Annotated in this window: 19 protein-coding genes; 1 reads left to right on the top strand and 18 read right to left on the bottom strand. The window is 63.8% G+C overall.

From position 1 onward, the window contains the following. Positions 1–66: 66 nt before the first annotated feature. Both argJ and secA read right to left on the bottom strand, forming a co-directional pair. On the bottom strand, positions 67–1284 hold the full coding sequence (gene argJ / locus ACVWZT_RS13430; RefSeq protein ID WP_457469722.1) for a bifunctional glutamate N-acetyltransferase/amino-acid acetyltransferase ArgJ: 1218 nt from the start codon (positions 1282–1284) through the stop codon (positions 67–69). 194 nt (positions 1285–1478) lie between these two features. Continuing rightward, positions 1479–4214 carry a preprotein translocase subunit SecA gene (gene secA / locus ACVWZT_RS13425; protein WP_296234168.1) on the bottom strand — a complete coding sequence of 912 codons (2736 nt, stop codon included), beginning with the start codon at positions 4212–4214 and terminating at the stop codon, positions 1479–1481. Positions 4215–4538: 324 nt separating this feature from the next. On the opposite strand from secA, the gene ACVWZT_RS13420 reads away from it, so the two are divergent. Then, the gene (locus ACVWZT_RS13420; protein ID WP_225780738.1) at positions 4539–4994 is read left to right on the top strand and encodes a DUF721 domain-containing protein; all 456 of its coding nucleotides are present in this window, start codon (positions 4539–4541) and stop codon (positions 4992–4994) included. Positions 4995–5039: 45 nt separating this feature from the next. On the opposite strand, the gene lpxC is transcribed toward ACVWZT_RS13420, so the two are convergent. The 16 genes from lpxC to mraZ all read right to left on the bottom strand — a co-directional run bounded on the left by lpxC (position 5040) and on the right by mraZ (position 22849). Continuing rightward, positions 5040–5951, bottom strand: coding sequence for a UDP-3-O-acyl-N-acetylglucosamine deacetylase (gene lpxC / locus ACVWZT_RS13415; protein WP_112250319.1), 912 nt, complete (start codon positions 5949–5951; stop codon positions 5040–5042). Positions 5952–6063: 112 nt separating this feature from the next. Continuing rightward, the gene (gene ftsZ, locus ACVWZT_RS13410) at positions 6064–7260 is read right to left on the bottom strand and encodes a cell division protein FtsZ (RefSeq protein ID WP_003251871.1); all 1197 of its coding nucleotides are present in this window, start codon (positions 7258–7260) and stop codon (positions 6064–6066) included. A gap of 55 nt (positions 7261–7315) precedes the next feature. Then, the gene (gene ftsA / locus ACVWZT_RS13405; protein ID WP_296234170.1) at positions 7316–8572 is read right to left on the bottom strand and encodes a cell division protein FtsA; all 1257 of its coding nucleotides are present in this window, start codon (positions 8570–8572) and stop codon (positions 7316–7318) included. Between the two features lie 14 nt (positions 8573–8586). Further along, positions 8587–9456: a cell division protein FtsQ/DivIB gene (locus ACVWZT_RS13400; protein WP_186675142.1), complete on the bottom strand. Its 870-nt coding sequence runs from the start codon at positions 9454–9456 to the stop codon at positions 8587–8589. A 5-nt stretch (positions 9457–9461) separates the two neighbouring features. Continuing rightward, positions 9462–10418, bottom strand: coding sequence for a D-alanine--D-alanine ligase (locus tag ACVWZT_RS13395; protein WP_457469719.1), 957 nt, complete (start codon positions 10416–10418; stop codon positions 9462–9464). Further along, positions 10415–11863: a UDP-N-acetylmuramate--L-alanine ligase gene (gene murC, locus ACVWZT_RS13390; RefSeq protein WP_225779162.1), complete on the bottom strand. Its 1449-nt coding sequence runs from the start codon at positions 11861–11863 to the stop codon at positions 10415–10417. Before murC ends, ACVWZT_RS13395 begins: the two co-directional genes overlap by 4 nt. Beyond that, complete coding sequence (murG, locus tag ACVWZT_RS13385; protein WP_296234175.1) at positions 11856–12935, bottom strand: undecaprenyldiphospho-muramoylpentapeptide beta-N-acetylglucosaminyltransferase; 1080 nt, start codon at positions 12933–12935, stop codon at positions 11856–11858. The genes murC and murG overlap by 8 nt, the downstream gene beginning before the upstream one ends. Further along, on the bottom strand, positions 12925–14139 hold the full coding sequence (gene ftsW, locus ACVWZT_RS13380) for a putative lipid II flippase FtsW (RefSeq protein WP_414707213.1): 1215 nt from the start codon (positions 14137–14139) through the stop codon (positions 12925–12927). The genes murG and ftsW overlap by 11 nt, the downstream gene beginning before the upstream one ends. Further along, positions 14136–15482, bottom strand: coding sequence for a UDP-N-acetylmuramoyl-L-alanine--D-glutamate ligase (murD, locus tag ACVWZT_RS13375; protein ID WP_296234178.1), 1347 nt, complete (start codon positions 15480–15482; stop codon positions 14136–14138). The genes ftsW and murD overlap by 4 nt, the downstream gene beginning before the upstream one ends. A 6-nt stretch (positions 15483–15488) precedes the next feature. Further along, positions 15489–16571 (bottom strand): phospho-N-acetylmuramoyl-pentapeptide-transferase, encoded by a 1083-nt coding sequence (gene mraY, locus ACVWZT_RS13370; protein ID WP_015271711.1) that lies wholly within the window; start codon positions 16569–16571, stop codon positions 15489–15491. After that, entirely contained in the window at positions 16571–17938 is a 1368-nt protein-coding gene (locus tag ACVWZT_RS13365) for a UDP-N-acetylmuramoyl-tripeptide--D-alanyl-D-alanine ligase (RefSeq protein WP_296234180.1), read from the bottom strand. The genes mraY and ACVWZT_RS13365 overlap by 1 nt, the downstream gene beginning before the upstream one ends. Next, the gene (locus tag ACVWZT_RS13360) at positions 17931–19421 is read right to left on the bottom strand and encodes a UDP-N-acetylmuramoyl-L-alanyl-D-glutamate--2,6-diaminopimelate ligase (protein ID WP_414707214.1); all 1491 of its coding nucleotides are present in this window, start codon (positions 19419–19421) and stop codon (positions 17931–17933) included. Before ACVWZT_RS13360 ends, ACVWZT_RS13365 begins: the two co-directional genes overlap by 8 nt. Further along, positions 19418–21160: a peptidoglycan D,D-transpeptidase FtsI family protein gene (locus ACVWZT_RS13355; protein WP_296234201.1), complete on the bottom strand. Its 1743-nt coding sequence runs from the start codon at positions 21158–21160 to the stop codon at positions 19418–19420. Before ACVWZT_RS13355 ends, ACVWZT_RS13360 begins: the two co-directional genes overlap by 4 nt. Next, positions 21160–21453, bottom strand: a complete 294-nt coding sequence (ftsL, locus tag ACVWZT_RS13350; RefSeq protein WP_144171173.1) for a cell division protein FtsL — start codon at positions 21451–21453, stop codon at positions 21160–21162. The genes ACVWZT_RS13355 and ftsL overlap by 1 nt, the downstream gene beginning before the upstream one ends. Further along, a complete protein-coding gene (gene rsmH / locus ACVWZT_RS13345) occupies positions 21450–22397 on the bottom strand; it encodes a 16S rRNA (cytosine(1402)-N(4))-methyltransferase RsmH (protein ID WP_414707215.1) in 948 nt (315 codons plus the stop codon). The genes ftsL and rsmH overlap by 4 nt, the downstream gene beginning before the upstream one ends. Further along, positions 22394–22849, bottom strand: coding sequence for a division/cell wall cluster transcriptional repressor MraZ (gene mraZ, locus ACVWZT_RS13340; RefSeq protein ID WP_029612140.1), 456 nt, complete (start codon positions 22847–22849; stop codon positions 22394–22396). Before mraZ ends, rsmH begins: the two co-directional genes overlap by 4 nt. Positions 22850–23142: the final 293 nt, after the last annotated feature.

The following is a 23142-nucleotide window of genomic DNA, read 5'->3' as shown; positions in this document are numbered from 1 at the left end:
AGGACCGTAAAGCCCCTGTACGAGCGGATTTGCCCGCGAAAGGGCCGCAAAGCGGCCCCATTTACATCAGGTACGGTATTCGGCGTTGATTTTCACGTACTCGTGGGACAGGTCGGTGGTCCAGATGGTTTCGCTGCACTGCCCGCGCCCCAGCTCGATGCGGATGGTGATTTCTTCCTGGGCCATGACCCTGGCGCCCTGGTCTTCGGTATAGCTCGGGCTGCGCCCGCCTTTGCTGGCGATGCAGACGTTGTCCAGGTACACATCGATCAGGTTCACATCCAGCTCCGGCACGCCGGCACGGCCGACGGCGGCAAGGATGCGGCCCCAGTTCGGGTCGGAGGCAAACAGCGCAGTCTTGATCAGCGGCGAGTGGGCCACGGCGTAACCGACATCCAGGCATTCCTGGTGGTTGCCGCCGCCGTTGACCTGCACGGTCACGAACTTGGTGGCACCTTCGCCGTCACGGACGATGGCCTGGGCCACTTCCATGCACACTTCGAACACCGCCTTCTTCAGCGCTTCGAACAGCGCGCCGCTGGCTTCGGTGACTTCCGGCAGGTTGGCCTTGCCGGTGGCAATCAGCATGCAGCAGTCGTTGGTCGAGGTGTCGCCATCGATGGTGATGCGGTTGAACGACTTGTTGGCGCCGTCGAGGATCAGGTCCTTGAGCACCGCCGGGGCAACCTTGGCATCCGTGGCGATATAGCCGAGCATGGTGGCCATGTTCGGGCGGATCATGCCGGCACCCTTGCTGATGCCGGTCACGGTAACGGTCACGCCATCGTGCTGGAACTGGCGGCTGGCGCCCTTGGGCAGGGTGTCGGTGGTCATGATGCCGGTGGCGGCTTCGGCCCAGTGGTTTTCCGACAGGTCGTCGAGGGCGGCCTGCAGCGCGCCTTCGATCTTCTCCACCGGCAACGGTTCGCCGATCACGCCCGTGGAGAACGGCAGTACCGACTCGGCCGGTACGCCGGCCAGTTCGGCCAGCTTGGCGCAGGTGCGCTCGGCGGCAGCCAGGCCTGGCGCGCCGGTACCGGCGTTGGCGTTGCCGGTGTTGGTCAGCAGGTAGCGCACGGTGCCCTGTACACGCTGCTTGGACAGGATCACCGGTGCTGCGCAGAAGGCATTGAGGGTGAATACGCCCGCCACGCTGGAACCTTCGGCACAGCGCATCACCACCACGTCCTTGCGCCCCGGGCGCTTGATACCGGCAGAAGCGATACCGAGTTCAAAACCCGGTACCGGGTGCAGGGTGGGCAAAGGACCAAGACCAACAGCCATTAGAGCGCTCCTAGAAAATACGGTGGACAGGTGATGGAAGAGCTGGGCCGCTTCGCGCCCCATTCGCGGCACGAGGCCGCTCCTACAAGGACACCGCAACCATTGGCGCGCGCGATCCCGGCAGGAGCGGCCTCGTGCCGCGAACGGGGCGCAAAGCGGCCCCGGATGTTTCAGGTTACAACAACCTGGTCAGATCATTCGATCTGCCCGTGGCAATGCTTGAACTTCTTGCCCGAACCGCACCAGCAAGGCTCGTTGCGGCCCAGCTTCTGGTCGTTGCGTACCGGCGTCGGGGCGACCGCCACTTCGGCGCCCTCTTCGCTCAGTTGCTCGCTTTCCAGGCCCGGGGCAGCGGCGTGCTGGAACTGCATGCGGCTGGCCAGTTCCTCTGCCTCGCGACGCAGGCGGGCTTCCTCTTCGGCCGGGTCTTCGCGGCGCACCTGAACGTGCGACAGCACGCGGATGGTGTCGCGCTTGATCGACTCGAGCAGCTCCTGGAACAGGCTGAAGGACTCGCGCTTGTACTCCTGCTTCGGGTTCTTCTGCGCATAACCACGCAGGTGGATACCGTGACGCAGGTGGTCCATGGTCGACAGGTGGTCTTTCCACAGGTCGTCCAGCACACGCAGCAGAATCTGCTTCTCGAAGGTACGCAGGGCCTCGATACCGGCCTGGTCTTCCTTCTCGGTGTACGCAGTGGTGATCTCGTTCAGCAGCTTCTCGCGCAGGGTCTCCTCGTAGAGGTGATCGTCCTCGTCGAGCCACTGCTGGATCGGCAGCTTGATGGCGAAATCGCTGGCCAGCGAAGCTTCCAGGCCGGCCACGTCCCACTGCTCGGGCAGCGACTGCGGCGGAATGTGCTGGCTGATGGTAGCGTCCAGTACTTCCTTGCGGAACTCGACGATGGTGTCGCCGATGTTCTCGGCGGCCAGCAGGCTGTTGCGCATGTGGTAGATCACCTTGCGCTGCTCGTTGGCCACGTCGTCGTATTCGAGCAATTGCTTGCGGATGTCGAAGTTGCGGCCTTCGACCTTGCGCTGGGCCTTTTCGATGGCGTTGGTGACCATGCGGTGTTCGATCGCCTCGCCCGACTGCATGCCCAGCGCCTTCATGAAGTTCTTCACCCGGTCAGAGGCGAAGATACGCATCAGGCTGTCTTCCAGCGACAGGTAGAAGCGGCTGGAACCCGGGTCGCCCTGACGACCGGAACGGCCACGCAACTGGTTGTCGATGCGGCGCGATTCGTGACGCTCGGAGGCGATCACGTGCAGGCCACCCGACTCGATCACCTGCTGATGACGCTTCTGCCAGTCGGCCTTGATCTGGGCGATCTGCTCGGCGGTGGGGTTTTCCAGGGCGGCTACTTCGGCCTCCCAGTTGCCGCCCAACAGGATGTCGGTACCACGGCCGGCCATGTTGGTGGCGATGGTCAGGGCGCCTGGCGCACCCGCCTGGGCGATGATCTCGGCTTCCTTCTCGTGGTACTTGGCGTTGAGCACCTTGTGCTCGATACCTTCCTTTTTCAGGAGGTTGGACATGTGCTCCGACGTTTCGATGGTCGCCGTACCGACCAGTACCGGGCGGCCCTGCTTCATGCTTTCCTTGATGTCGGCGATGATCGCGGCGTATTTCTCGTCGGCGGTCAGGTACACCAGGTCGTTGAAGTCTTTACGCGCCAACGGCTTGTTCGGCGGAATGACCATCACGTTGAGGCCGTAGATCGACTGGAACTCGAACGCTTCGGTGTCGGCGGTACCGGTCATGCCGGACAACTTGGTGTACAGGCGGAAGTAGTTCTGGAAGGTGGTCGAAGCCAGGGTCTGGCTCTCGGCCTGGATGTTCAGGTTCTCTTTCGCTTCGATGGCCTGGTGCAGGCCTTCGGACAGACGACGCCCCGGCATGGTACGGCCGGTGTGCTCGTCGATCAGCAGAACCTGGCCATCCTGGACGATGTATTCGATGTTGCGGTGGAACAGCTTGTGCGCGCGCAGGCCGGCATAGACGTGGGTCAGCAGGCTCAGGTTGTGCGCCGAGTACAGGCTCTCGCCCTCGGCCAGCAGGCCGGCCTGGGTGAGCATCTCTTCGATGAACTGGTGACCGGCTTCGTTCAGCTCGACCTGGCGGCTCTTCTCGTCGATGGTGAAGTGGCCTTCCTGGGTGACCTGGCCTTCCACTTCCTCGATATGCTGCTTCAGGCGCGGAATCAGGCGGTTGATCTCGATGTACAGCTTGGAGCTGTCCTCGGCCTGGCCGGAAATGATCAGCGGGGTGCGCGCTTCGTCGATGAGGATGGAGTCGACTTCGTCGATCACGGCGAAGTTCAGTTCACGCTGGAACTTCTCTTCCTGGCTGAACGCCATGTTGTCGCGCAGGTAGTCGAAACCGAATTCGTTGTTGGTACCGTAGGTGATGTCGGCCGCGTAGGCCGCGCGCTTTTCTTCCGGCGGCTGGAAGGCCGAAACAATACCCACGGACAGGCCGAGGAATTCGTACAGCGGGCGCATCCAGTTGGCGTCACGGCGGGCCAGGTAGTCGTTGACGGTAACCACGTGCACGCCCTTGCCGGACAATGCGTTGAGGTACACGGCCAGGGTACCGACCAAGGTCTTGCCTTCACCGGTACGCATTTCTGCGATCATGCCCTCGTGCAGGGTCATGCCGCCGATCAGCTGCACGTCGAAGTGGCGCATGCCCATCACGCGCTTGCCGGCCTCACGGGCCACGGCGAAGGCTTCCGGCAGCAACTGGTCCAGTGTCTCGCCTTTGGCCAGGCGCTCCTTGAACTCTGCGGTCTTGCCCCGCAGTTGCTCGTCGGAGAGGGCCACCATCTTCTCTTCGAGAGCATTGACGATGTTCACCGTCTTGAGCATGCGTTTCACTTCACGCTCGTTCTTGCTTCCAAAAAGTTTCTTTAACAAAGGCGCAAACATATCGGCAGGATCTTCCACACGTAGGGATGGAGGGCGGCCCCATGAGTCGCCCGTGCAGCCCTGAGGCCGCATGCGAACGAGCATTCTACCCGGAAACGATGGTGAGGAAAGTGGTGGATTTCCACGATGCTGGCACAGCGCTTTGGCGGGGGCCTGTTTTAGATAGGGGTATTTTCCCTGAGTTCAAGGTTCGGGAAGATGAAACGTATCGAGAATGAGTCTTGTGATATCCGTGCCGGCCTCTTCGCGGATACACCCGCGAAGAGGCCAGTGCAGGCTATAGAGATGTTAGACTGCGGACCATGTAACCTCATGCGTAACCCCATGGCCTACAAACCCTCCCCCGCCCAGCCGCCCTCGGCCCTGCTGCGCCAGGTCCGCCCGTTGCGCCTGCTGCTGAACCAGGCCGAGCGCCTGGAACACCTGCAACGCCTGCTGGAAAGCCAGCTGCAACCGGCCGCACGCGAGCACTGCCATGTCGCGTCATGGCGCGATGGCACCTTGTTGCTGGTCGTCACCGACGGCCATTGGGCGACCCGCCTGCGCTACCAGCAGAAGCGCCTGCAGCGCCAGCTGCAAGCCATGGAGGCGTTCGGCAACCTCACCCGGATCCTGTTCAAGGTGCAACCGCCTCTGGTGCCTGCCAAACGCGGAACACACGCCGCGGAGCTGTCGCCCCGTGCTGCCGAGAGCCTGCGCGACACCGCCGAGGGCATCACCGACCCCAGGCTGCGCGCAGCGCTGGAACGTTTGGCTGCCCACGCGGAAGACAAGCAATAAAAAAGGCCACCCGAAGGTGGCCTTAGAACTAGAGAGTGTTCGAACTTACACGGCCGCAACAGGGCGCATGTAGGAGATCGGTGCCGTGCTGGCATCTTCGAAGGTGACCACTTCCCAGGCATCGGTTTCGGCAATCAGCTTGCGCAACAGCTGGTTGTTCAGCGCGTGGCCGGACTTGAAGCCCTTGAACTCGCCGATCAGGCTGTTGCCCAGCAGGTAGAGGTCGCCGATGGCGTCGAGGATCTTGTGCTTGACGAATTCGTCTTCGTAACGAAGGCCGTCTTCGTTGAGCACGCCGTCCTCATCGACCACGATGGCGTTCTCGACACTGCCACCCAGCGCAAGGTTGTGCTTGCGCAGGTATTCGATGTCACGCATGAAACCGAAAGTACGCGCGCGGCTGACTTCCTTCACGAAGGAGGTGCTGGAAAAGTCGACACTGGCGCTCTGGGTCCGGTTGCGAAGCACTGGGTGATCGAAGTCGATCTCGAAGCTCACCTTGAACCCGTCGAAAGGCAGGAAAGTGGCGCGCTTGTCGCCCTCTTCCACGGTAACTTCCCGCAGGATACGGATGAACTTCTTGGCTGCGTCCTGTTCTTCCAGGCCGGCAGACTGAATCAGGAATACAAAGGGTCCGGCGCTGCCATCCATGATCGGCACTTCCGAGGCGGAGAGCTCGACGTAGGCGTTATCGATGCCCAGGCCCGCCATGGCGGAGAGCAGGTGCTCGACCGTATCGACCTTGACGTCACCGTTGACCAGCGTCGTCGACATGGTTGTCTCGCCGACGTTGGCCGCGCGCGCCGGGATTTCGACCACAGGGTCGAGGTCGGCGCGGCGGAAGACGATGCCGGTGTCAACAGGTGCAGGCTTGAGGGTCAGGTAAACCTTCTCCCCGGAGTGCAGACCGACACCTGTGGCACGGATGGTATTCTTCAGGGTGCGTTGTTTAATCATGGCATTGGCCGCTTCAGCGCAAATTGCGAACAGGTATCAACAAAGGCTGGGGATGATAACAGACCCAACCTTTGATGAATACCAATCACCTTTATACCCCTGATAAATTCCATTAATCAGCCTGACGACGCAGAAATGCCGGGATATCGAGGTAGTCCAGGTCATCCTGCGGGTTGAGTTTAGCCGCTGCAGCAGCACCTGCATGGGCCTGGTTGCGCATCACGGTCGGGCGCTCCAGGTCGCGGTAGTTGACCGCAGGCTGCTCCTGGCGAACCGGCGCCGGGTTGGATGCTTCATACGCCTGCTGGGCAGTCTGCAGGGTGTTGTCGACCACCTTCACAGGCTTCTCGATGCGCGCGCCCAGGCCAGTGGCCACCACGGTCACGTGCAGTTCGTCACGCATGTCCGGGTCGATCACGGTGCCGACCTTGACCATGGCGTGGTCGGAGGCGAAGGCTTCGATGATGCTACCCACGTCGGAGTACTCACCCAGCGACAGGTCCGGGCCGGCGGTGATGTTCACCAGGATGCCGCGGGCGCCCTGCAGGTTGACGTCTTCCAGCAGCGGGTTACGAATGGCCGCTTCGGTTGCTTCTCGCGCACGGTTCGGGCCGCTGGCGCAACCGGTACCCATCATGGCCATGCCCATTTCGCCCATCACGGTGCGTACGTCGGCAAAGTCGACGTTGATCATGCCCGGGCGCTTGATGATGTCGGAAATACCGCGCACCGCACCGGCGAGTACGTCGTCAGCCTTGGCGAAGGCGGACAGCAGGCTGGCATCCTTGCCCAGGATGGTCAGCAGCTTCTCGTTGGGGATGGTGATCAGCGAGTCGACGCTCTCGGCCAGCATGCGAATGCCTTCATCGGCGATCTGCATGCGCTTGCGGCCTTCGAACGGGAACGGACGGGTCACCACGGCAACGGTGAGAATGCCCATTTCCTTGGCCACTTCGGCAATGATCGGCGCAGCACCGGTACCGGTACCGCCGCCCATGCCAGTGGTGATGAACACCATGTTGGTGCCCTGCAGCACTTCAGCGATGCGCTCACGGTCTTCCAGCGCGGCCTGGCGGCCGACTTCCGGGTTGGCACCGGCACCCAGGCCCTTGGTCACGCCAGTGCCCAATTGCAGGATGGTGCGCGCGCCGATATTTTTCAGCGCCTGGGCATCGGTGTTGGCGCAGATGAACTCCACGCCTTCGATGCTGCTCTTGACCATGTGGTTGACGGCGTTGCCGCCACCACCGCCAACGCCGATCACCTTGATGACCGGGCTTTGCGGGACGTTGTCTACGAGCTCGAACATTTTCCCTCTCCTTACAGTTCTCTAGTTGTCGCGCCTACCACTACTGCTTTGAAACTTAGAAGTTGCCCTGAACCCAGCGCTTGAAGCGTTCAAGCACCGGGGCCTTCGGTTCCTCGCCATAGCTGTTGTTGCTGCTGTTACCGGTCAGGGGCAGGTCTTCGGTCTGCTTCTGCAGGCCGTAGGTGAGCAAGCCCACGCCAGTGGAATAGATCGGGTTGCGAACCACGTCGCTCAGCCCCCGGACGCTGTGCGGCACGCCTAGGCGTACCGGCATGTGGAAGATTTCCTCGGCCAGTTCCACGGCGCCTTCCATCTTCGCGGTGCCGCCGGTAAGGACGATGCCGGCCGGCACCAGGTCCTCATAGCCGCTGCGGCGCAGCTCGGCCTGGATCAGGGTGAAGAGCTCGTCGTAACGCGGCTCCACCACCTCGGCCAGGGCCTGGCGCGACAGCTCGCGCGGTGGGCGGTCGCCCACGCTCGGCACCTTGATGGTCTCGCCGGCACCGGCCAGCTTGGCCAGGGCGCAGGCGTAGCGGATCTTGATTTCTTCGGCGTACTGGGTCGGCGTGCGCAGGGCCATGGCGATGTCGTTGGTCACCTGGTCGCCAGCGATCGGGATCACTGCGGTGTGACGAATCGCGCCCTCGGTGAAGATGGCGATATCGGTGGTGCCACCGCCGATGTCCACCAGGCACACGCCCAGTTCTTTTTCATCGTCGGTCAGCACCGAGTAGGCCGAGGCCAGCTGCTCGAGGATGATATCGTCGATCTCCAGGCCGCAGCGGCGTACGCATTTCTCGATGTTCTGCGCCGCGTTGACCGCGCAGGTGACTACATGGACCTTGGCTTCCAGACGTACGCCAGACATGCCCAGCGGCTCGCGCACGCCTTCCTGGTTGTCGATCACGTAGTCCTGCGGCAGGGTGTGCAGCACCCGCTGGTCAGCCGGGATGGCGACGGCCTGGGCGGCATCGAGCACGCGCTCCAGGTCAGCCAGGCTGACTTCGCGGTCGCGGATGGCGACGATGCCGTGGGAGTTCAGGCTGCGGATGTGGTTGCCGGCCACGCCGACGAACGCCGAGTGGATGCGGCAGCCGGCCATCAGCTGCGCTTCTTCGACAGCGCGCTGGATCGACTGGACGGTGGACTCGATGTTCACCACCACGCCTTTTTTCAGACCGCGGGACGGATGGGTGCCGATCCCGACGATTTCCAGGGTGCCGTCCTCGCCCACTTCGCCCACCAGCGCCACCACCTTGGAGGTGCCGATGTCCAGCCCGACGATCATTTTGCCGCTATGCGCGTTTGCCATGGTCCTGCCTCTCTCTAATTCTTCGCAACGGCGGGTTGGGCCGTCGTCGGTGCAATCGGTTCCCGCCATCCAACGGCAAGTCCGTTGGCGTATCGCAGATCGATGCGGGCGATGTTGGTGATCTGCTCTTTAAGCGTCTTGTCGTAAATGGCAATGAAACGGCGCATCTTCTCCACCAGATGGTCGCGCCCCAGCAGCAGCTCGATACCCGGCCCGGCGCTGCTCGCACCGGTGGTCAGGAACCAGCTGCCTCGCTCGCGCAGCTCCAGGCGAGCGATGGAAAAGCCCAAGGGGCGCAGCATCTGGCTCAATACCTGATACTGCTGCATGACTTGTTGCTGCGCACGCTGCGGCCCGGCCAGCTGCGGCAGGTGCTCGTAGTTGGCCAGTTCGCGCGGGGTGAAGGCCTGGCCCTGGTTGTTGAGCAAGGCCTCGTCACCCCAGCGTGCTACCGGCAACTGTTCTTCCAGGTGGATCACCACCTCGTCGGGCCACACCCGGCGCACTTCGGCATGGGCGATCCACGGCATCTGCTCGAGCTCGGCACGCATCGCCGGCAGGTCGACACTGAAGAAGCTTGCCGCGACGTACGGCGCAATGCGTTGTTGCACCGACTGCTGGCTGATGTAGCTGAGGTCGCCCTGCACATCGATCTTGGTGATCGGCCGATCGGCGTACGGCATCAGGCGAATGGCGCCTTCATAGGCACCAAAGCCGGCCGCCACCAGCACCACCGGCCACAGCAGGCGCTTGAGGCCGCCCAGGCTGGGCCGCGGCAGGCGCGCCGATACGGGCTCGTCGGCCACCAGCCGGCTGGCACCACGCGGCACCGGCTTGCTACGGCCGGTAACGGGTTGCTGCTGACGTATCATCGCGCCTTGCATGGTTGTTAACCTCGCGTCGCCACGCTTTCGGCCAGGATCGCCAGCACCAGTTGCTGGAAGTCCAGGCCGGCCGCGCGAGCCGCCATGGGCACCAGGCTATGGTCGGTCATGCCGGGTGCGGTGTTGACTTCGAGCAGCCAGAACCGGCCCTGCTCGTCCTGCATCACGTCCAGCCGCCCCCAGCCTTCGATGCCGATGGCATCGCAGGCGCGCGCGGTCAGGTCGATCAGTTCCTGTTCCTTGACACTGTCCAGGCCGCACGGGATGCGGTACTGGGTATCGTTGGCGATGTACTTGGCGTCGTAGTCGTAGAACACGTGCGGCGTACCCAGGGCGATCGGCGGCAGCACCTGGCCGCGCAATACCGCGACGGTGAACTCCGGGCCGTGGATCCACTGCTCCACCAGTACCTGCGAATCGTAATTGGCGGCATCCTGCCAGGCGGCGACCAGCTCCTCGGCGCTGTTCACCTTGGCCATGCCGATGCTGGAACCTTCATGGGCAGGTTTGACGATCAGCGGGAAGCCCAGTTCCGTGGCGGCCACGCGGCAATCCTCTTCGCTAGCCAGCACGGCATGGCGTGGGGTCGGAATGCCCAGGCTCTGCCACACCTGCTTGGTGCGCAGCTTGTCCATGGCCAACGCCGAGGCAAGGATGCCGCTGCCGGTGTAAGGGATGCCCAGGCACTCGAGCAGGCCCTGCATGCTACCGTCTTCACCGCCACGGCCGTGGAGGATGATGAAGGCGCGGTCGATCTTCTCGCTTTGCAGGCGCTCGAGCAGGTCGTCACCCACGTCGATGGCGATCACGTCGACTCCGGCGGTGGTCAGCGCGTCGATCACCGCGGCGCCGGACTTCAGCGACACTTCACGCTCGGCACTCTTGCCGCCGTACAGCACCGCGACGCGGCCGAACGCCTTGACGTCCAGGGTCGAGTGCAGTTTTGCGTAGGCGCTGGTCATTTCGACTTCTCCTGCTTGGCGCCTGCGAACAGCGGGCTTTTCATCAATTGCGGGGCCAGCCCGCCGACATCACCGGCACCCTGGCAGATCAGGATGTCGCCAGCGCGCAGCAGTGGCTTGACCAGCGGCGCCAGCTCGACGCCACGTTCGATGTAGATCGGGTCCAGCTTGCCGCGCTGGCGGATGCTGTGGCACAGCTGGCGGCTGTCGGCACCGGGAATCGGCTCTTCGCCCGCCGGGTAGACTTCCATCAGCAGCAGCACGTTGGCATCGCCCAGCACCTGGACGAAATCGTCGTACAGGTCGCGGGTGCGGCTGTAGCGGTGCGGCTGGTAGACGATCACCAGGCGGCGGCTTGGCCAGCCACCGCGCACGGCCTTGATCACCGCCGCCACTTCGGTCGGGTGGTGGCCGTAGTCGTCGACCAGCATCACGCTGCCGCCTTCGACCGGCAGTTCGCCGTACACCTGGAAGCGTCGACCGACCCCCTGGAAGCCGGACAGGCCCTGGACGATGGCCTCGTCGGTGATGCCCTCGTCAGTGGCGATGGCGATGGTGGCCAAGGCATTGAGCACGTTGTGGTTGCCGGGCATGTTCACCGACACTTCCAGCGGCTCGCGGTCCCGCCGCAGCACGGTAAAATGGGTCTGCATGCCCTGCTGGCGCACGTTGATGGCGCGTACGTCGGCTTCTTCGCTGAAACCGTAGGTCACGGTCGGGCGCTTGACCTGCGGCAGGATCTCGCGCACCACCGGGTCGTCCAGGCACATCACGGCCAGGCCGTAGAACGGCAGGTTGTGGAGGAACTCGACGAAGGTTTTCTTCAGCTTGTTGAAGTCGCCTTCGTAGGTCGCCATGTGGTCGGCGTCAATGTTGGTGACCACCGCCACCATCGGCTGCAGGTGCAGGAAGCTGGCGTCGCTTTCGTCTGCTTCGGCGATCAGGTAGCGGCTGGTGCCCAACTGGGCATTGGTCCCGGCAGCCGTCAGGCGGCCACCGATGACGAAGGTCGGGTCCAGGCCGCCGGCGGCGAATACCGAGGCCAGCAGGCTGGTGGTAGTGGTCTTGCCGTGGGTACCGGCAACGGCGACGCCATGGCGGTAACGCATCAGCTCGGCGAGCATTTCGGCACGCGGCACCACCGGAATGCGCCGTTCCAGCGCGGTGGCGACCTCCGGGTTGGCCGGGTTGATCGCGCTGGACACCACCAGCACGTCGGCGGTGGCGGCGTTCTCGGCGCGATGCCCGACGAAGATCTCGGCGCCGAACGATTCCAGACGCTCGGTAACCGGCGAGGCTTTCAGGTCGGAACCGGACACTTCATAGCCCAGGTTCAGCAACACTTCGGCGATGCCGCACATGCCCACACCGCCTATACCGACGAAGTGAATACGGCGGATGCGGCCCATTTTCGGCTGGGGCATGGCTTTCTGGCTCTCAACCATGGGCCACCTCCAGGCAGATATCGACCACGGTGCTGGTTGCAGCAGGTTTGGCCAGGCGCCGCGCGGTGCCTGCCATGACGTTGAGTTTCTCGGGTTGCATCAGCACCTCGTTCAGGCGTTCAGCGAGCTGCGCTGCGCCAGTTGTTGCTTGTGGCATCAGGAAGGCAGCACCTTCCCGGGCCAGATATTGGGCGTTGTGGGTCTGGTGGTCGTCGATGGCGTGGGGCAACGGCACCAGCAGCGAAGGCAGGCCTGCTGCCGCCAGCTCGCTGACGGTCAGGGCACCGGCCCGGCACACCACCATGTCGGCCCAGCCATAGGCCTGGGCCATGTCCTTGATGAAGGGTTCTACCTGAGCCTCGACACCGGCCTCGCGATAACGCTCGGCGGTAATCGGTGCATGTTGCTTGCCGGCCTGGTGGAACACCTCTGGCCGCAGCGCAGCGGGCACTTCGGACAGGGCCTTAGGCAACAATTTGTTCAATGGTTCCGCACCCAGGCTGCCACCGAGCACCAACAGGCGGGCGCGGCGCTCGGCCAGGGGCGCGCGTTGCGCGTCCATGAACAGCTCCGGGCGTACCGGGTTGCCGGTGGTGCGACGTTTGTCGCTGGCCTCGAAGGTGTCCGGGAAAGCTTCGCAGACCCGCGCCGAGAGTGGCACCAGCAACCGATTGGCGGTACCGGCACGGGCATTCTGCTCGTGGATCACCAGCGGCACACCGCACAGCCGCGCGGCCACGCCGCCGGGGCCGGTGACGTAGCCGCCAAAGCCCAGCACGCACACTGGTTCGAGCTGGCGGATGATGCGCCGGGCCTGCAGCACGGCCTTGACCAGGGTGAACGGCGCCTTGAGCAACGACAGCTTGCCCTTGCCGCGCAGGCCGCTGACCTGGATCAGGTGCAACGGCAGGCCAGCCTGGGGCACCAGCTCGTTCTCGATGCCACGCGGGGTGCCCAGCCAGTGCACGCGGTAACCGCGGGCCTGGAACTCACGGGCGCAGGCCAGCGCGGGGAACACGTGGCCCCCGGTGCCGCCAGCCATGATCAGTACGTTCTTGCCGTCAGCGGCCATGACTGGTCTCCTCGGCAAAATCGCTTTCGCTGAATTCGTGCTCCTCGCTACCCAGGTGCGTGCGGCTTTCCCATTCGATGCGCAGCAACAGGCCGACGCAGGCACAGCAGATCACCAGCGAGCTGCCCCCGTAGCTGAGGAACGGCAGGGTCAAGCCCTTGGTCGGCAGCAGGCCGACGTTCACACCGATGTTGATCAGGAACTGGCCAATCCACAGGAAGGCCAGCCCGAACGCGACATAGGCGGCAAAGAACTGTTTGGCCTTTTCGGCCCACAGGCCGATGTACAGGGCCCGTACGGTGACGAACACGAACAGTGCGACGGTCAGCAACGAACCGACCACACCGAGCTCCTCGGCGAGGACCGAAAACACGAAGTCGGTGTGCGCTTCCGGCAGGTAGAACTGCTTCTGCACGCTGTTGCCCAGGCCAACACCCAGCCACTCACCACGGCCGAAGGCAATCAGCGCCTGGGTCAGCTGGTAACCCGAGCCGAACTGATCCGACCACGGGTCGGTGAAGGTGATCAGGCGCGCCATGCGGTAAGGCTGCGCCTGTACCAGGACGAACACCGCGACCACCGCCAGCACCACCATCAGGCTGAAGCGGAACAGCCCGACACCGCCGAGGAACAGCATGGCAGCCGCCGCGCCCATCATTACCACGGTGGCGCCGAAATCCGGCTCCATCAGCAGCAGGGCAGCCATGGGTAGCAGCACGATGAACGGTTTGAAGAAGCCCATCCAGGTTTCACGCACCTCGGTCTGCCGGCGTACCAGGTAGCCCGCCAGGTACACGACCACGAACACCTTGGCAATTTCCGAAGGCTGCACGTTGAAGAAGCTGAAACCGATCCAGCGCATGGAACCGTTCACTTCACGGCCGATACCCGGCACCAGCACCAGTACCAGCAAGCCGAAGGCGCCCAGCAGCATGGTGAAGCCCATGCGCTGCCAGGTGGCGATCGGCACCATCATGGTCGCGCCACAGGCCACCAGGCCGAGGAACACGTACACCAGGTGGCGGAACATGTGATAAAGCGGATTGCCCGACTGCACCGCAGCCACTTCCGAAGAGGCCGAGGTGATCATGACCAGGCCCAGGCCCAGCAATGCCAGGCAGCCGGCAAGCATCGGGAAGTCCAGGTCGATGCCCCGGCCACTGATCAGCGGCGATGGGTACGGCTTGAGGATGCCGAAGATCATGCGAGGCCTCCTGCTGCCTGGGCGAACAGGCGCCCGCGTTCTTCGAAGTTGCGGAACATGTCGAGGCTGGCGCAGGCCGGCGACAGCAGCACGGCATCGCCAGCCTGGGCCAGTTCGGCGCATTGCTGCACGGCCTCGTCGAGAGTCCCGACCCGCACCAGCGGCACGCCATCGCCCAGGGCCTGGGCCAGGCGCTCGGCGTCACGGCCAAGCAGGACCACGGCGCGGCAGAAGCGCTGGACCGGCTCGCGCAGTGCGGTGAAATCGGCACCCTTGCCATCACCACCGGCAATCAGCACCAGCCTGCCCTCGATATCGGCGCCCAGGCCTTCGATGGCAGCCAGGGCAGCACCGACGTTGGTGGCCTTGGAATCGTCGTACCAGTTCACCCCGTTACGCTCGCGTACCCACTGGCAACGGTGGGCCAGGCCGGTGAACTCGCGCAGGGCTTCGAGCATGGGTTCGAACGACAGGCCGGCAGCATGCCCCAGGGCCAGCGCCGCCAGCGCGTTGCTCTGGTTGTGGGCGCCACGAATCTTCAGCTCACGCACCGGCATCAGCAGCTGAAACTCGAATGCCAGGTATTTCTCGCCGTCGACTTCGCGCAGGCCAAAGGCCTTGAAGTCCGGCTGGTTGAGACCAAAGGTCCAGCATGGTCGGCCTTCCACCGGCAGCGGCCGGCTCAGCGCGTCCTGGCGGTTGACCACGACCTGGCGCGCCCCACGGAAGATCCGGTGCTTGGCCAGGTGGTAGGCCGGCAGGCCGCTGTAGCGGTCCATGTGGTCTTCGCTGATGTTCAGCACGGTCGCCACTTCAGCGTTGAGCTGGTCGGTGGTTTCCAGCTGGAAGCTGGACAGTTCAAGTACGTACAGCTCGACGTCGTCGGCCAGCAGGTCCAGCGCCGGGGTACCGAGGTTGCCGCCGACCGCGACGCGCTTGCCGGCCTTGGCGGCCATGTCGCCGACCAGGGTGGTCACGGTGCTCTTGGCATTGGAACCACTGATGGCAACGATCGGCGCCTTGGCATGGCGGGCGAACAGTTCGATGTCACCCGACAGCTTCACGCCACGCGCCGCCGCCTGCTGCAGCGCCGGGGTAGCCAGGGCCAGGCCGGGGCTCACGTACAGCTCGTTGGCGCGGCACAGGAAGTCCACGTCCAGCTCACCACAGCGCACTTCCACCTGCGGGTAATCACGGCGCAGGGTGTCCAGTTCCGGCGGTTGCTCGCGGGTATCGGCGACCGCAAAGGCAATGCCCCGGCTCGCCAGGAAGCGAACCAGGGACATGCCGCTCTTGCCGAGGCCGACAACGATGCGGAATTGGTCGGAAGCGATCAGAGACACGCTCATCTACCTCAGTTTCAGGGTTGCAAGGCCGATCAGCACCAGGATCACGGTGATGATCCAGAAGCGGACGATCACCCGTGGTTCCGGCCAGCCCTTGAGTTCAAAATGGTGGTGGATCGGCGCCATGCGGAACACGCGTTTGCCGGTCAGCTTGAAGGAGGCGACCTGGATCACCACCGACAGGGTTTCCATGACGAACACGCCGCCCATGATGAACAGCACGATTTCCTGGCGGACGATCACGGCGATGGTGCCCAGCGCGGCGCCCAGCGCCAGTGCGCCGACGTCCCCCATGAACACCTGGGCCGGGTAGGTGTTGAACCACAGGAAGCCCAGGCCGGCACCGATCAGTGCGCCGCAGAACACGATCAGCTCGCCGGAGCCCGGCACGTAGGGGATCAGCAGGTATTCGGCGAACTTCACGTTACCCGACAGGTAGCAGAAGATGCCCAGGGCGCCGCCGACCATGACCGTCGGCATGATCGCCAGACCGTCGAGGCCATCGGTGAGGTTGACCGCGTTGCTCGAGCCGACGATGACGAAGTAGGTCAGCACGACGAAGCCGATGCCCAGTGGAATGGTGACGTCCTTGATGAACGGCAGGATCAGCGTGGTCTCGACGCTGGTCGGCGCAGTCTTGTACAGGAACACGGCTGCAGCCAGGCCAAACACCGACTGCCAGAAATACTTCCAGCGGCTTGGCAGGCCCCGCGAGTTCTTCTCGATCACCTTGCGGTAGTCGTCGACCCAGCCGATGGCACCGAAGGCCAGGGTCACGATCAGCACCACCCACACATAACGGTTGGTCAGGTCGGCCCACAGCAGGGTGCTGACGGCAATGGCGGACAGGATCAGCGCGCCACCCATGGTCGGGGTACCGGATTTGGACAGGTGCGATTGCGGGCCGTCGTTACGTACGGCCTGGCCGATCTGGCGAATTTGCAGGGTACGGATCATCCACGGCCCCAGCCACAGCGCCAGCGACAACGCGGTCAGTACACCAAGGATCCCGCGCAGGGACAGGTACTGGAAGACCGCGAAGCCTTTGTGGAACTGTTGCAGATACTCGGCCAACAGCAGCAGCATTAATGTTTCTCCCCGCTGGCACCGCACAATGCCGCCACGACGTTTTCCATCGCAGCGCTGCGCGAGCCCTTGATCAAGATAGTGGTGTCGCTGGCATTCTCGGCCCTGACGGCGTCGATCAGCTCAGCTTGAGTAGCGAAATGGTGCCCATTGGCGCCGAATGCCTTTACCGCATGGGCCATGTTGGCCCCCACTGCATAAAGGACGTCGACCTTGCCTCGCGCGTAATCGCCCACCTGACGGTGGCCTTCTTCCGCCCATTGCCCCAGTTCGCCGATATCCCCAAGCACCAGAACGGTGCGCCCGGAAAAGCCGGCGAGTATATCAATGGCCGCGCACATGGAGGTGGGATTTGCGTTGTAACTGTCGTCGATCACCCGCACACCGTTCGCTGCAATCTGCGCTACGGTACGGCCCTTGACCGGTTGAACGGCAGCCAGGCCGGCGGCGATACCGCTCAGGCTCAGACCAACGGCATGCGCTGCGGCGGCAGCGGCGAGTGCGTTGCTGACGTTATGCGTGCCCAGCAGGTTCAGTTGCACCGGCACGCTGCCGTCCGGCCCGTGCAAGGTGAACGATGGGCAGCCACGGGCGTCACGACCGATGTCGCTGGCGTGGAAGTCGGCCTGCGGGTTGTCCAGGGCAAAGCTGACAATCCGGTGGTTGCCGGCGCGCTTGCGCCAGATATCGAACGCCTTGTCCGCCAGGTTGAGGATCGCAGTACCGCCATCGCCCAGGCCTTCGAGGATTTCGCCCTTGGCTTCGACGATCTTCTCCGGGCCGCCGAACTCGCCGACGTGGGCGGTACCGGCGTTGTTGATGATGACCACCTGGGGCTGGGTCAGACCGACGGTGTAGCGGATCTCGCCAATCCGCGAAGCGCCCAGCTCGATCACTGCGGCGCTGTGCTCGGGGGCAATTTCCAGCAGGGTCAGCGGCGCGCCGAGGTCGTTGTTGAGGTTGCCCCGGGTTGCGTGTACCAGGCCACGGGTACGCAGGATGCTGGCCAGCATCTCCTTGACCGTGGTCTTGCCGCTGGAACCGGTAATGGCCACCACCGGCTTGTCGAAGCCTGCACGGTTCAGCGCGCCAAGCCGGCCAAGGGCCAGGCGGCAGTCGGCGACCAGTAGCTGCGGCAGGTCGACATCGGCCACTTCGCGCTCGACCAGCGCCGCCACGGCGCCCTTGGCCTTCACATCGGCCAGGTAGTCATGGCCATCGAAACGCGGGCCGGCCAGGGCGACGAACAGTTGCCCGACGCTGACACTACGGCTGTCGATACTGACGCCGGTGAACGTCGCGTCTGCACCCATTTGCTGACCACCCAGTGCTGTGGCCAGCTGGCTGAGTGACATCGGCTTAAGCATGTGGCGCCTCCCAGGCTGCAAGTGCCTTCTCGGCTTCGATCAGGTCGGAGAACGCATGGCGCTGGCCATTGATCTCCTGGTAATCCTCGTGCCCCTTGCCCGCCAGCACGAGCACGTCGTCGGCAGCCGCCGTGGCGATCAGGTGCGCGATGGCTTCGCCACGACCGGCAATGAACTCGACTGCGCCTGGCTTGGCAAAACCGGGGCGGATGTCGTCGAAGATACGCAGCGGGTCTTCGCTGCGCGGGTTGTCATCGGTGACCAGCACGCGGTCGGCCAGGCGCTCGGCCACTTCGGCCATCAGCGGGCGCTTGCCGCGGTCACGGTCACCACCGCAGCCGAACAGGCACAGCAGCTTGCCGTGCGCGTGCGGGCGCAGGGCTTCAAGCACTTTCTCCAGGGCGTCCGGCGTGTGCGCGTAGTCAACCACCACCAGCGGCTTGTCACCACCGCCCAGGCGTTGCATGCGGCCTACCGGCCCCTGCAGTTGCGGGGTAACCTTGAGGATTTCGTCCAGCGCATAGTCCAGCGCCAGCAGGGTGGCCACGGCGGCGAGCATGTTGCTGAGGTTGAAGCGGCCCAGCAGCTGGCTGCGCAAGGTACGCTCGCCCTGGGCAGTGACCAGGGTGGCCCGCACGCCATCGTCAGTGAACAGCGCTTCCCGGCAGAACAGCGAGGCGTCCGGGTTTTCCAGGCTGTAACTGAGCAAGCGGGTCTCGATATGGTCGAAACTCGACCGCCGGGCAAAGTCGTCGGCCAACCGGCGGCCGAAGGCGTCGTCCAGGTTGACCACCTGGCAGCGCAGGCTTGGCCAGGCGAACAACTTGGCCTTGGCGGCCTCGTAGGCCTCCATGCTGCCGTGGTAGTCGAGGTGGTCGCGGGACAGATTGGTCATCACCGCGATGTCGAACTCCAGCGCGGCGACACGGCCCTGCTCCAGGGCGTGGGAGGAAACCTCCATGGCCACAGCCTTGGCACCAGCCTTTTTCAGGTCGTTGAGCGTCGACTGCACGGCGATCGGGTCCGGCGTGGTCAGGCGACCGCTCTGCAGTTCACCGTAGAAGCCGGTACCCAGGGTGCCGATCAGGCCGCATCGCTGGCCGAGCAGGTCAAGGGCCTGGGCCACCAGCTGGGTGACGCTGGTCTTGCCGTTAGTGCCGGTCACGCCCACCAGGTCCAGCTGGCGGCTCGGTTCGCCATAGAAGCGACCGGCGATGTCCGACAGCTGGGCGATCAGGCCTTTGACCGGAATCAGCGGCACCTCGGTCAGCGGCAGCACGTTGGCGCCCTGCTCCTCATAGGCCACGGCGGCAGCGCCACGGGCCAGGGCATCAGCGATATGCTCGCGGCCATCGACCTTGGCCCCCGGCACAGCCAGGAACAGGTCACCTGGGCGCACGTTGCGGCTGTCCAGGGTCAATTCACGGATCAGCGGGTCACGGCTGGCGTGGGCGAAAAGCTTGCTCAATGGCATTGTCATCATCCACGCCCTCCCTTGGCGGCTGCTGCGGCAGTGACTTGCGGTTGTTCGACGGGGGCTGGTGGCGGCAGGTTGTCCGGCGGCACGTTCATCAGGCGCAGGGTGCCGGACATGACCTTGCTGAACACCGGCGCCGAAACCAGGCCACCGAAGTAGCCGCCCTTGCCCGGTTCGTCGATGACCACGACGATCGCGTAGCGTGGGTCGCTCATCGGCCCGAAGCCAGCGAACAGCGAGCGGTAGGCGTTCTCGGTGTAACCCTTGGAACCCACGGTCGCCTTGCGCGCGGTACCGGACTTGCCGGCCACGTGGTAGAACGGCACCTGGGCGCGGAACACGCCGCGCGGCGCTTCGATCACCTGCTGCAGCATGCCCTGGATGGTTTCGGCGGTTTCCTTCGGAATGGCCTGCACAGCTTCCGGCGCCTTGTCGACCTTGAGGATCGACAGCGGCACCATCTTGCCGTCGTTGGCCAGCGCCGCGTAGGCATGCACCAGTTGCAGGGCGGTTACCGACACGCCATAGCCATAGGACAGGGTCGCGGTCTCGGCCTTGCGCCACTCACGGTGGTTGGGCAGGTTGCCGACGCGCTCGCCAGGGAAGCCAAGGCCTGTGTACTGGCCCAGGCCGACCTGGGACATGACCCGGTAGATAGCCTCGCCACCGATGTCGAAGGCGATCTTGCTCATGCCGACGTTACTGGAGTTGATCAGGATGCCGGTCAGGTCGAGGATCGGCCCCTCGCTCTTGGACACGTCCTTGATGGTGTAGCGACCGATCTGCAGGCTGCCCGGGTATACCTCGACCTTGTCGGTCGGTTTCCAGCGGCCACTCTGCAGCGCCGCACTCATGGAAATCGGCTTGACCGTGGAGCCCGGTTCGAACACGTCGATGATCGCCCGGTTACGCATGGCGGCCGGGAACATGCTGCGGCGGTTGTTAGGGTTGTAGGTTGGCTGGTTGACCATGGCCAGGACCTCGCCGGTCTTCACGTCCATGATCACCAGGCTGCCGGCCTTGGCGTCCTGCTCGGCAATGGCATTGCGCAATTCGCGAGTGGCCAGGTACTGCAGGCGCAGGTCTATCGACAACGCCAAGGTCTTTCCGGCCTTGGCGTTCTTGGTTACCTGGATGTCCTTGATCAGCCGGCCGCGCCGGTCCTTGATCACTTGCCGTTTGCCGGGCACTCCAGCCAGCCACTCGTCATAGGCCAGCTCCACCCCTTCACGACCGTGGTCGTCGAGGTCGGTGAAGCCGACCATATGGGCAGTGACATCACCGGCCGGATAGAAGCGGCGGAATTCCTCCAGGCCGTACACGCCCGGTACTTTCAGGTCGAGCACGTGCTGGCCCTGCTCCGGAGTCAGGCCCCGGACCAGGTAGATGAACTCTTTGCTGGCCTGCTGGGTCAGGCGCTGGGCCAGTTGTTGCGGGTTCTGGCCCAATGCAGCGGCCAGCTGTGGCCAGCGATCCTTGGAGGCCTGCATTTCCTTGGGGTTGGCCCACAGGGTGGTGACCGGAGTACTGACCGCCAGTGGTTCGCCGTTACGGTCGGTGATCAGGCCGCGGTGTGCCGGGATGGGAATATGACGCAGGCTGCGTGCGTCGCCCTGGCCCTTGAGGAAGTCACGGTCGACCACCTGCAGGTCGATGATGCGCCAGCAGATGGCACCGACCATAATCGCCAGCAAGCCGATCACCACGCGGAAGCGCCACGGGTACAGTGCGCCTTCGAGCTTCATCATGGCGCCACCATCCGTACTTCGTCAGCGGAGGGCACGCGCATCTTCAGCTGTTCGGAAGCCAGGCTTTCGATACGGCTGGCAGCCGTCCAAGTACTTTGCTCGAGGATTAGCCGGCCCCACTCGGCCTGCGCCTTGTCGCGCTCGTTCAGCTCGCCGTACAGGGTATTGAGCAACTGACGGTTCCAATGCGCGCTGTAGGACACGGCGATGGCCGAAATCAGCACGGCAACGAACAGCAGAAGCATCAGGAAGCTTCCGCCTGGCAAGGGTTTGGCAAACAACCTGCTCACCGCAGCTTCTCCGCCACCCGCATGACGGCGCTACGCGCCCGCGGGTTGGCCTTGAGCTCGGCGTCGGAGGCGAACTGGGCCTTGCCGATGAGCCTGATTTTCGGTTCGAAGACCTTGTGCTGCACCGGCAGGTTGCGCGGCAGGTTGTCGGCCTCGCCCTTGGCCAGCTTGCGCATGAACAGTTTGACGATGCGGTCTTCCAGCGAATGGAAGCTGATCACCGCCAGGCGGCCGCCCACTTCCAGCGCATCGATCGCGGCCTCCAGGCCTGCCTCGAGGTCACCGAGTTCGTTATTGACGTGAATGCGCAGGCCCTGGAATGCGCGGGTCGCCGGGTTCTTGCCCTTCTCCCAGGCCGGGTTGGCCACTTTCAGCACTTCGGCGAGATCGCCGGTGCGGGTAAACGGCTGCTGTTCGCGGCGCAGTACCACGGCGCGGGCCATGCGTTTGGCGAAACGCTCTTCGCCGTATTCCTTGAATACCCGGGCAATTTCTTCTTCAGGTGCCGTGGCGATGAATTCGGCAGCGCTGATGCCCTGGTCCGGGTTCATGCGCATGTCCAGCGGGCCATCATTGAGGAAGCTGAAGCCGCGCTCGGGGTCATCCAGCTGCGGCGATGACACGCCCAGGTCCAGCAAAACGCCGCTGACCTTGCCATGCAGGCCGCGCTCGGCCACTTCCGCGCCCAGCTCGGCAAAGCTGCGCTGCACAATGACAAAGCGGCCGTCTTCGGCCGCCAGCGCTTGCCCGGTGGCAATCGCCTGTGGATCCTTGTCGAACCCCAGCAGCCGCCCTTGCGGCCCGAGCTTGCTGAGAATCAGCCGGCTGTGTCCGCCACGGCCGAAAGTGCCGTCCAGATAGCAACCGTCGGCGCGCAGGGCCAATGCCTCGACAGCCTCGTCGAGCAGGACGGTAATGTGGTTGAAGCCGCTATCTATGGTCACAGGATCAGGTCACGCAATTCGTCGGGCATGGCGCCCGGTTGTTGAATAGCTGCAAGGTCGGCTGCCGAAACCGCGTTCCAGGCATCTTCATCCCACAGCTGGAATTTGTTCAGTTGCCCCACCAGCATCGCCTTCTTGTCGAGCCTGGCGTACTCACGCAAACGGGGCGGCACCAGGAAACGCCCGCTGCCATCGAGCTCCAGGTCAACCGCGTTACCGATCAGCAAACGCTGCAGGCGGCGGTTTTCCTCACGCAACGATGGCAAGGCACGCAACTTGGCTTCTATCTGTTCCCACTCATCGAGGGGATAAACACACAAGCAGGGGTCAACGGCGTCGATGGTCACGATCAGCTGACCATTGCAACGCGAATCGAGCTCGTCACGGTACCGGCTCGGCATGGCGAGACGTCCCTTGGCATCGAGGCTGACGGCGTTGGCTCCGCGGAACACGGCTGCGATTCCCCACAATGTTATCTTTTTTGTGCCAGAAAACCCACTTCATCCCACTTTCTGCCACTTGCGCACACTATAGGAATCCGCCCGCAGCACCGTCAAGGCACGTTCGGAAGGAAAAGCCTTACAGGACCGAGATTTAGCGCATTAAAGGAAGGGGGAACGACTGCCGAGGAGAAAAAAACACAAGAAAAATCAAACCCACACAAACCCATGGAGTTCGAAGTTAAAGTAATTTATGAAGAGTAAGATCTTTTCGGTATTACCAGAGAGCGTCTGCTATCGAATCA

The sequence above is a fragment of the Pseudomonas sp. TE21394 genome (assembly GCF_054057835.1).
Note: the sequence above shows the minus strand (reverse complement) of the source record. Positions and strands in the feature narration are given on the sequence as shown.

Bases quoted from the DNA above. Each gene is read 5' to 3' on its own strand.
- ACVWZT_RS13360 (WP_414707214.1), bottom strand. From the start codon at position 19,421: ATGATGACAATGCCATTGAGCAAGCTTTTCGCCCACGCCAGCCGTGAC.
- ACVWZT_RS13420 (WP_225780738.1), top strand. From the start codon at position 4,539: ATGGCCTACAAACCCTCCCCCGCCCAGCCGCCCTCGGCCCTGCTGCGC.
- ftsW (WP_414707213.1), bottom strand. From the start codon at position 14,139: ATGATCTTCGGCATCCTCAAGCCGTACCCATCGCCGCTGATCAGTGGC.
- murG (WP_296234175.1), bottom strand. From the start codon at position 12,935: ATGGCCGCTGACGGCAAGAACGTACTGATCATGGCTGGCGGCACCGGG.
- ftsA (WP_296234170.1), bottom strand. From the start codon at position 8,572: ATGGCAAACGCGCATAGCGGCAAAATGATCGTCGGGCTGGACATCGGC.
- argJ (WP_457469722.1), bottom strand. From the start codon at position 1,284: ATGGCTGTTGGTCTTGGTCCTTTGCCCACCCTGCACCCGGTACCGGGT.
- ftsZ (WP_003251871.1), bottom strand. From the start codon at position 7,260: ATGTTCGAGCTCGTAGACAACGTCCCGCAAAGCCCGGTCATCAAGGTG.
- mraY (WP_015271711.1), bottom strand. From the start codon at position 16,571: ATGCTGCTGCTGTTGGCCGAGTATCTGCAACAGTTCCACAAAGGCTTC.
- secA (WP_296234168.1), bottom strand. From the start codon at position 4,214: ATGTTTGCGCCTTTGTTAAAGAAACTTTTTGGAAGCAAGAACGAGCGT.
- murC (WP_225779162.1), bottom strand. From the start codon at position 11,863: ATGGTTGAGAGCCAGAAAGCCATGCCCCAGCCGAAAATGGGCCGCATC.
- ACVWZT_RS13400 (WP_186675142.1), bottom strand. From the start codon at position 9,456: ATGCAAGGCGCGATGATACGTCAGCAGCAACCCGTTACCGGCCGTAGC.
- ACVWZT_RS13355 (WP_296234201.1), bottom strand. From the start codon at position 21,160: ATGAAGCTCGAAGGCGCACTGTACCCGTGGCGCTTCCGCGTGGTGATC.
- lpxC (WP_112250319.1), bottom strand. From the start codon at position 5,951: ATGATTAAACAACGCACCCTGAAGAATACCATCCGTGCCACAGGTGTC.
- ACVWZT_RS13365 (WP_296234180.1), bottom strand. From the start codon at position 17,938: ATGCTTAAGCCGATGTCACTCAGCCAGCTGGCCACAGCACTGGGTGGT.
- ACVWZT_RS13395 (WP_457469719.1), bottom strand. From the start codon at position 10,418: ATGACCAGCGCCTACGCAAAACTGCACTCGACCCTGGACGTCAAGGCG.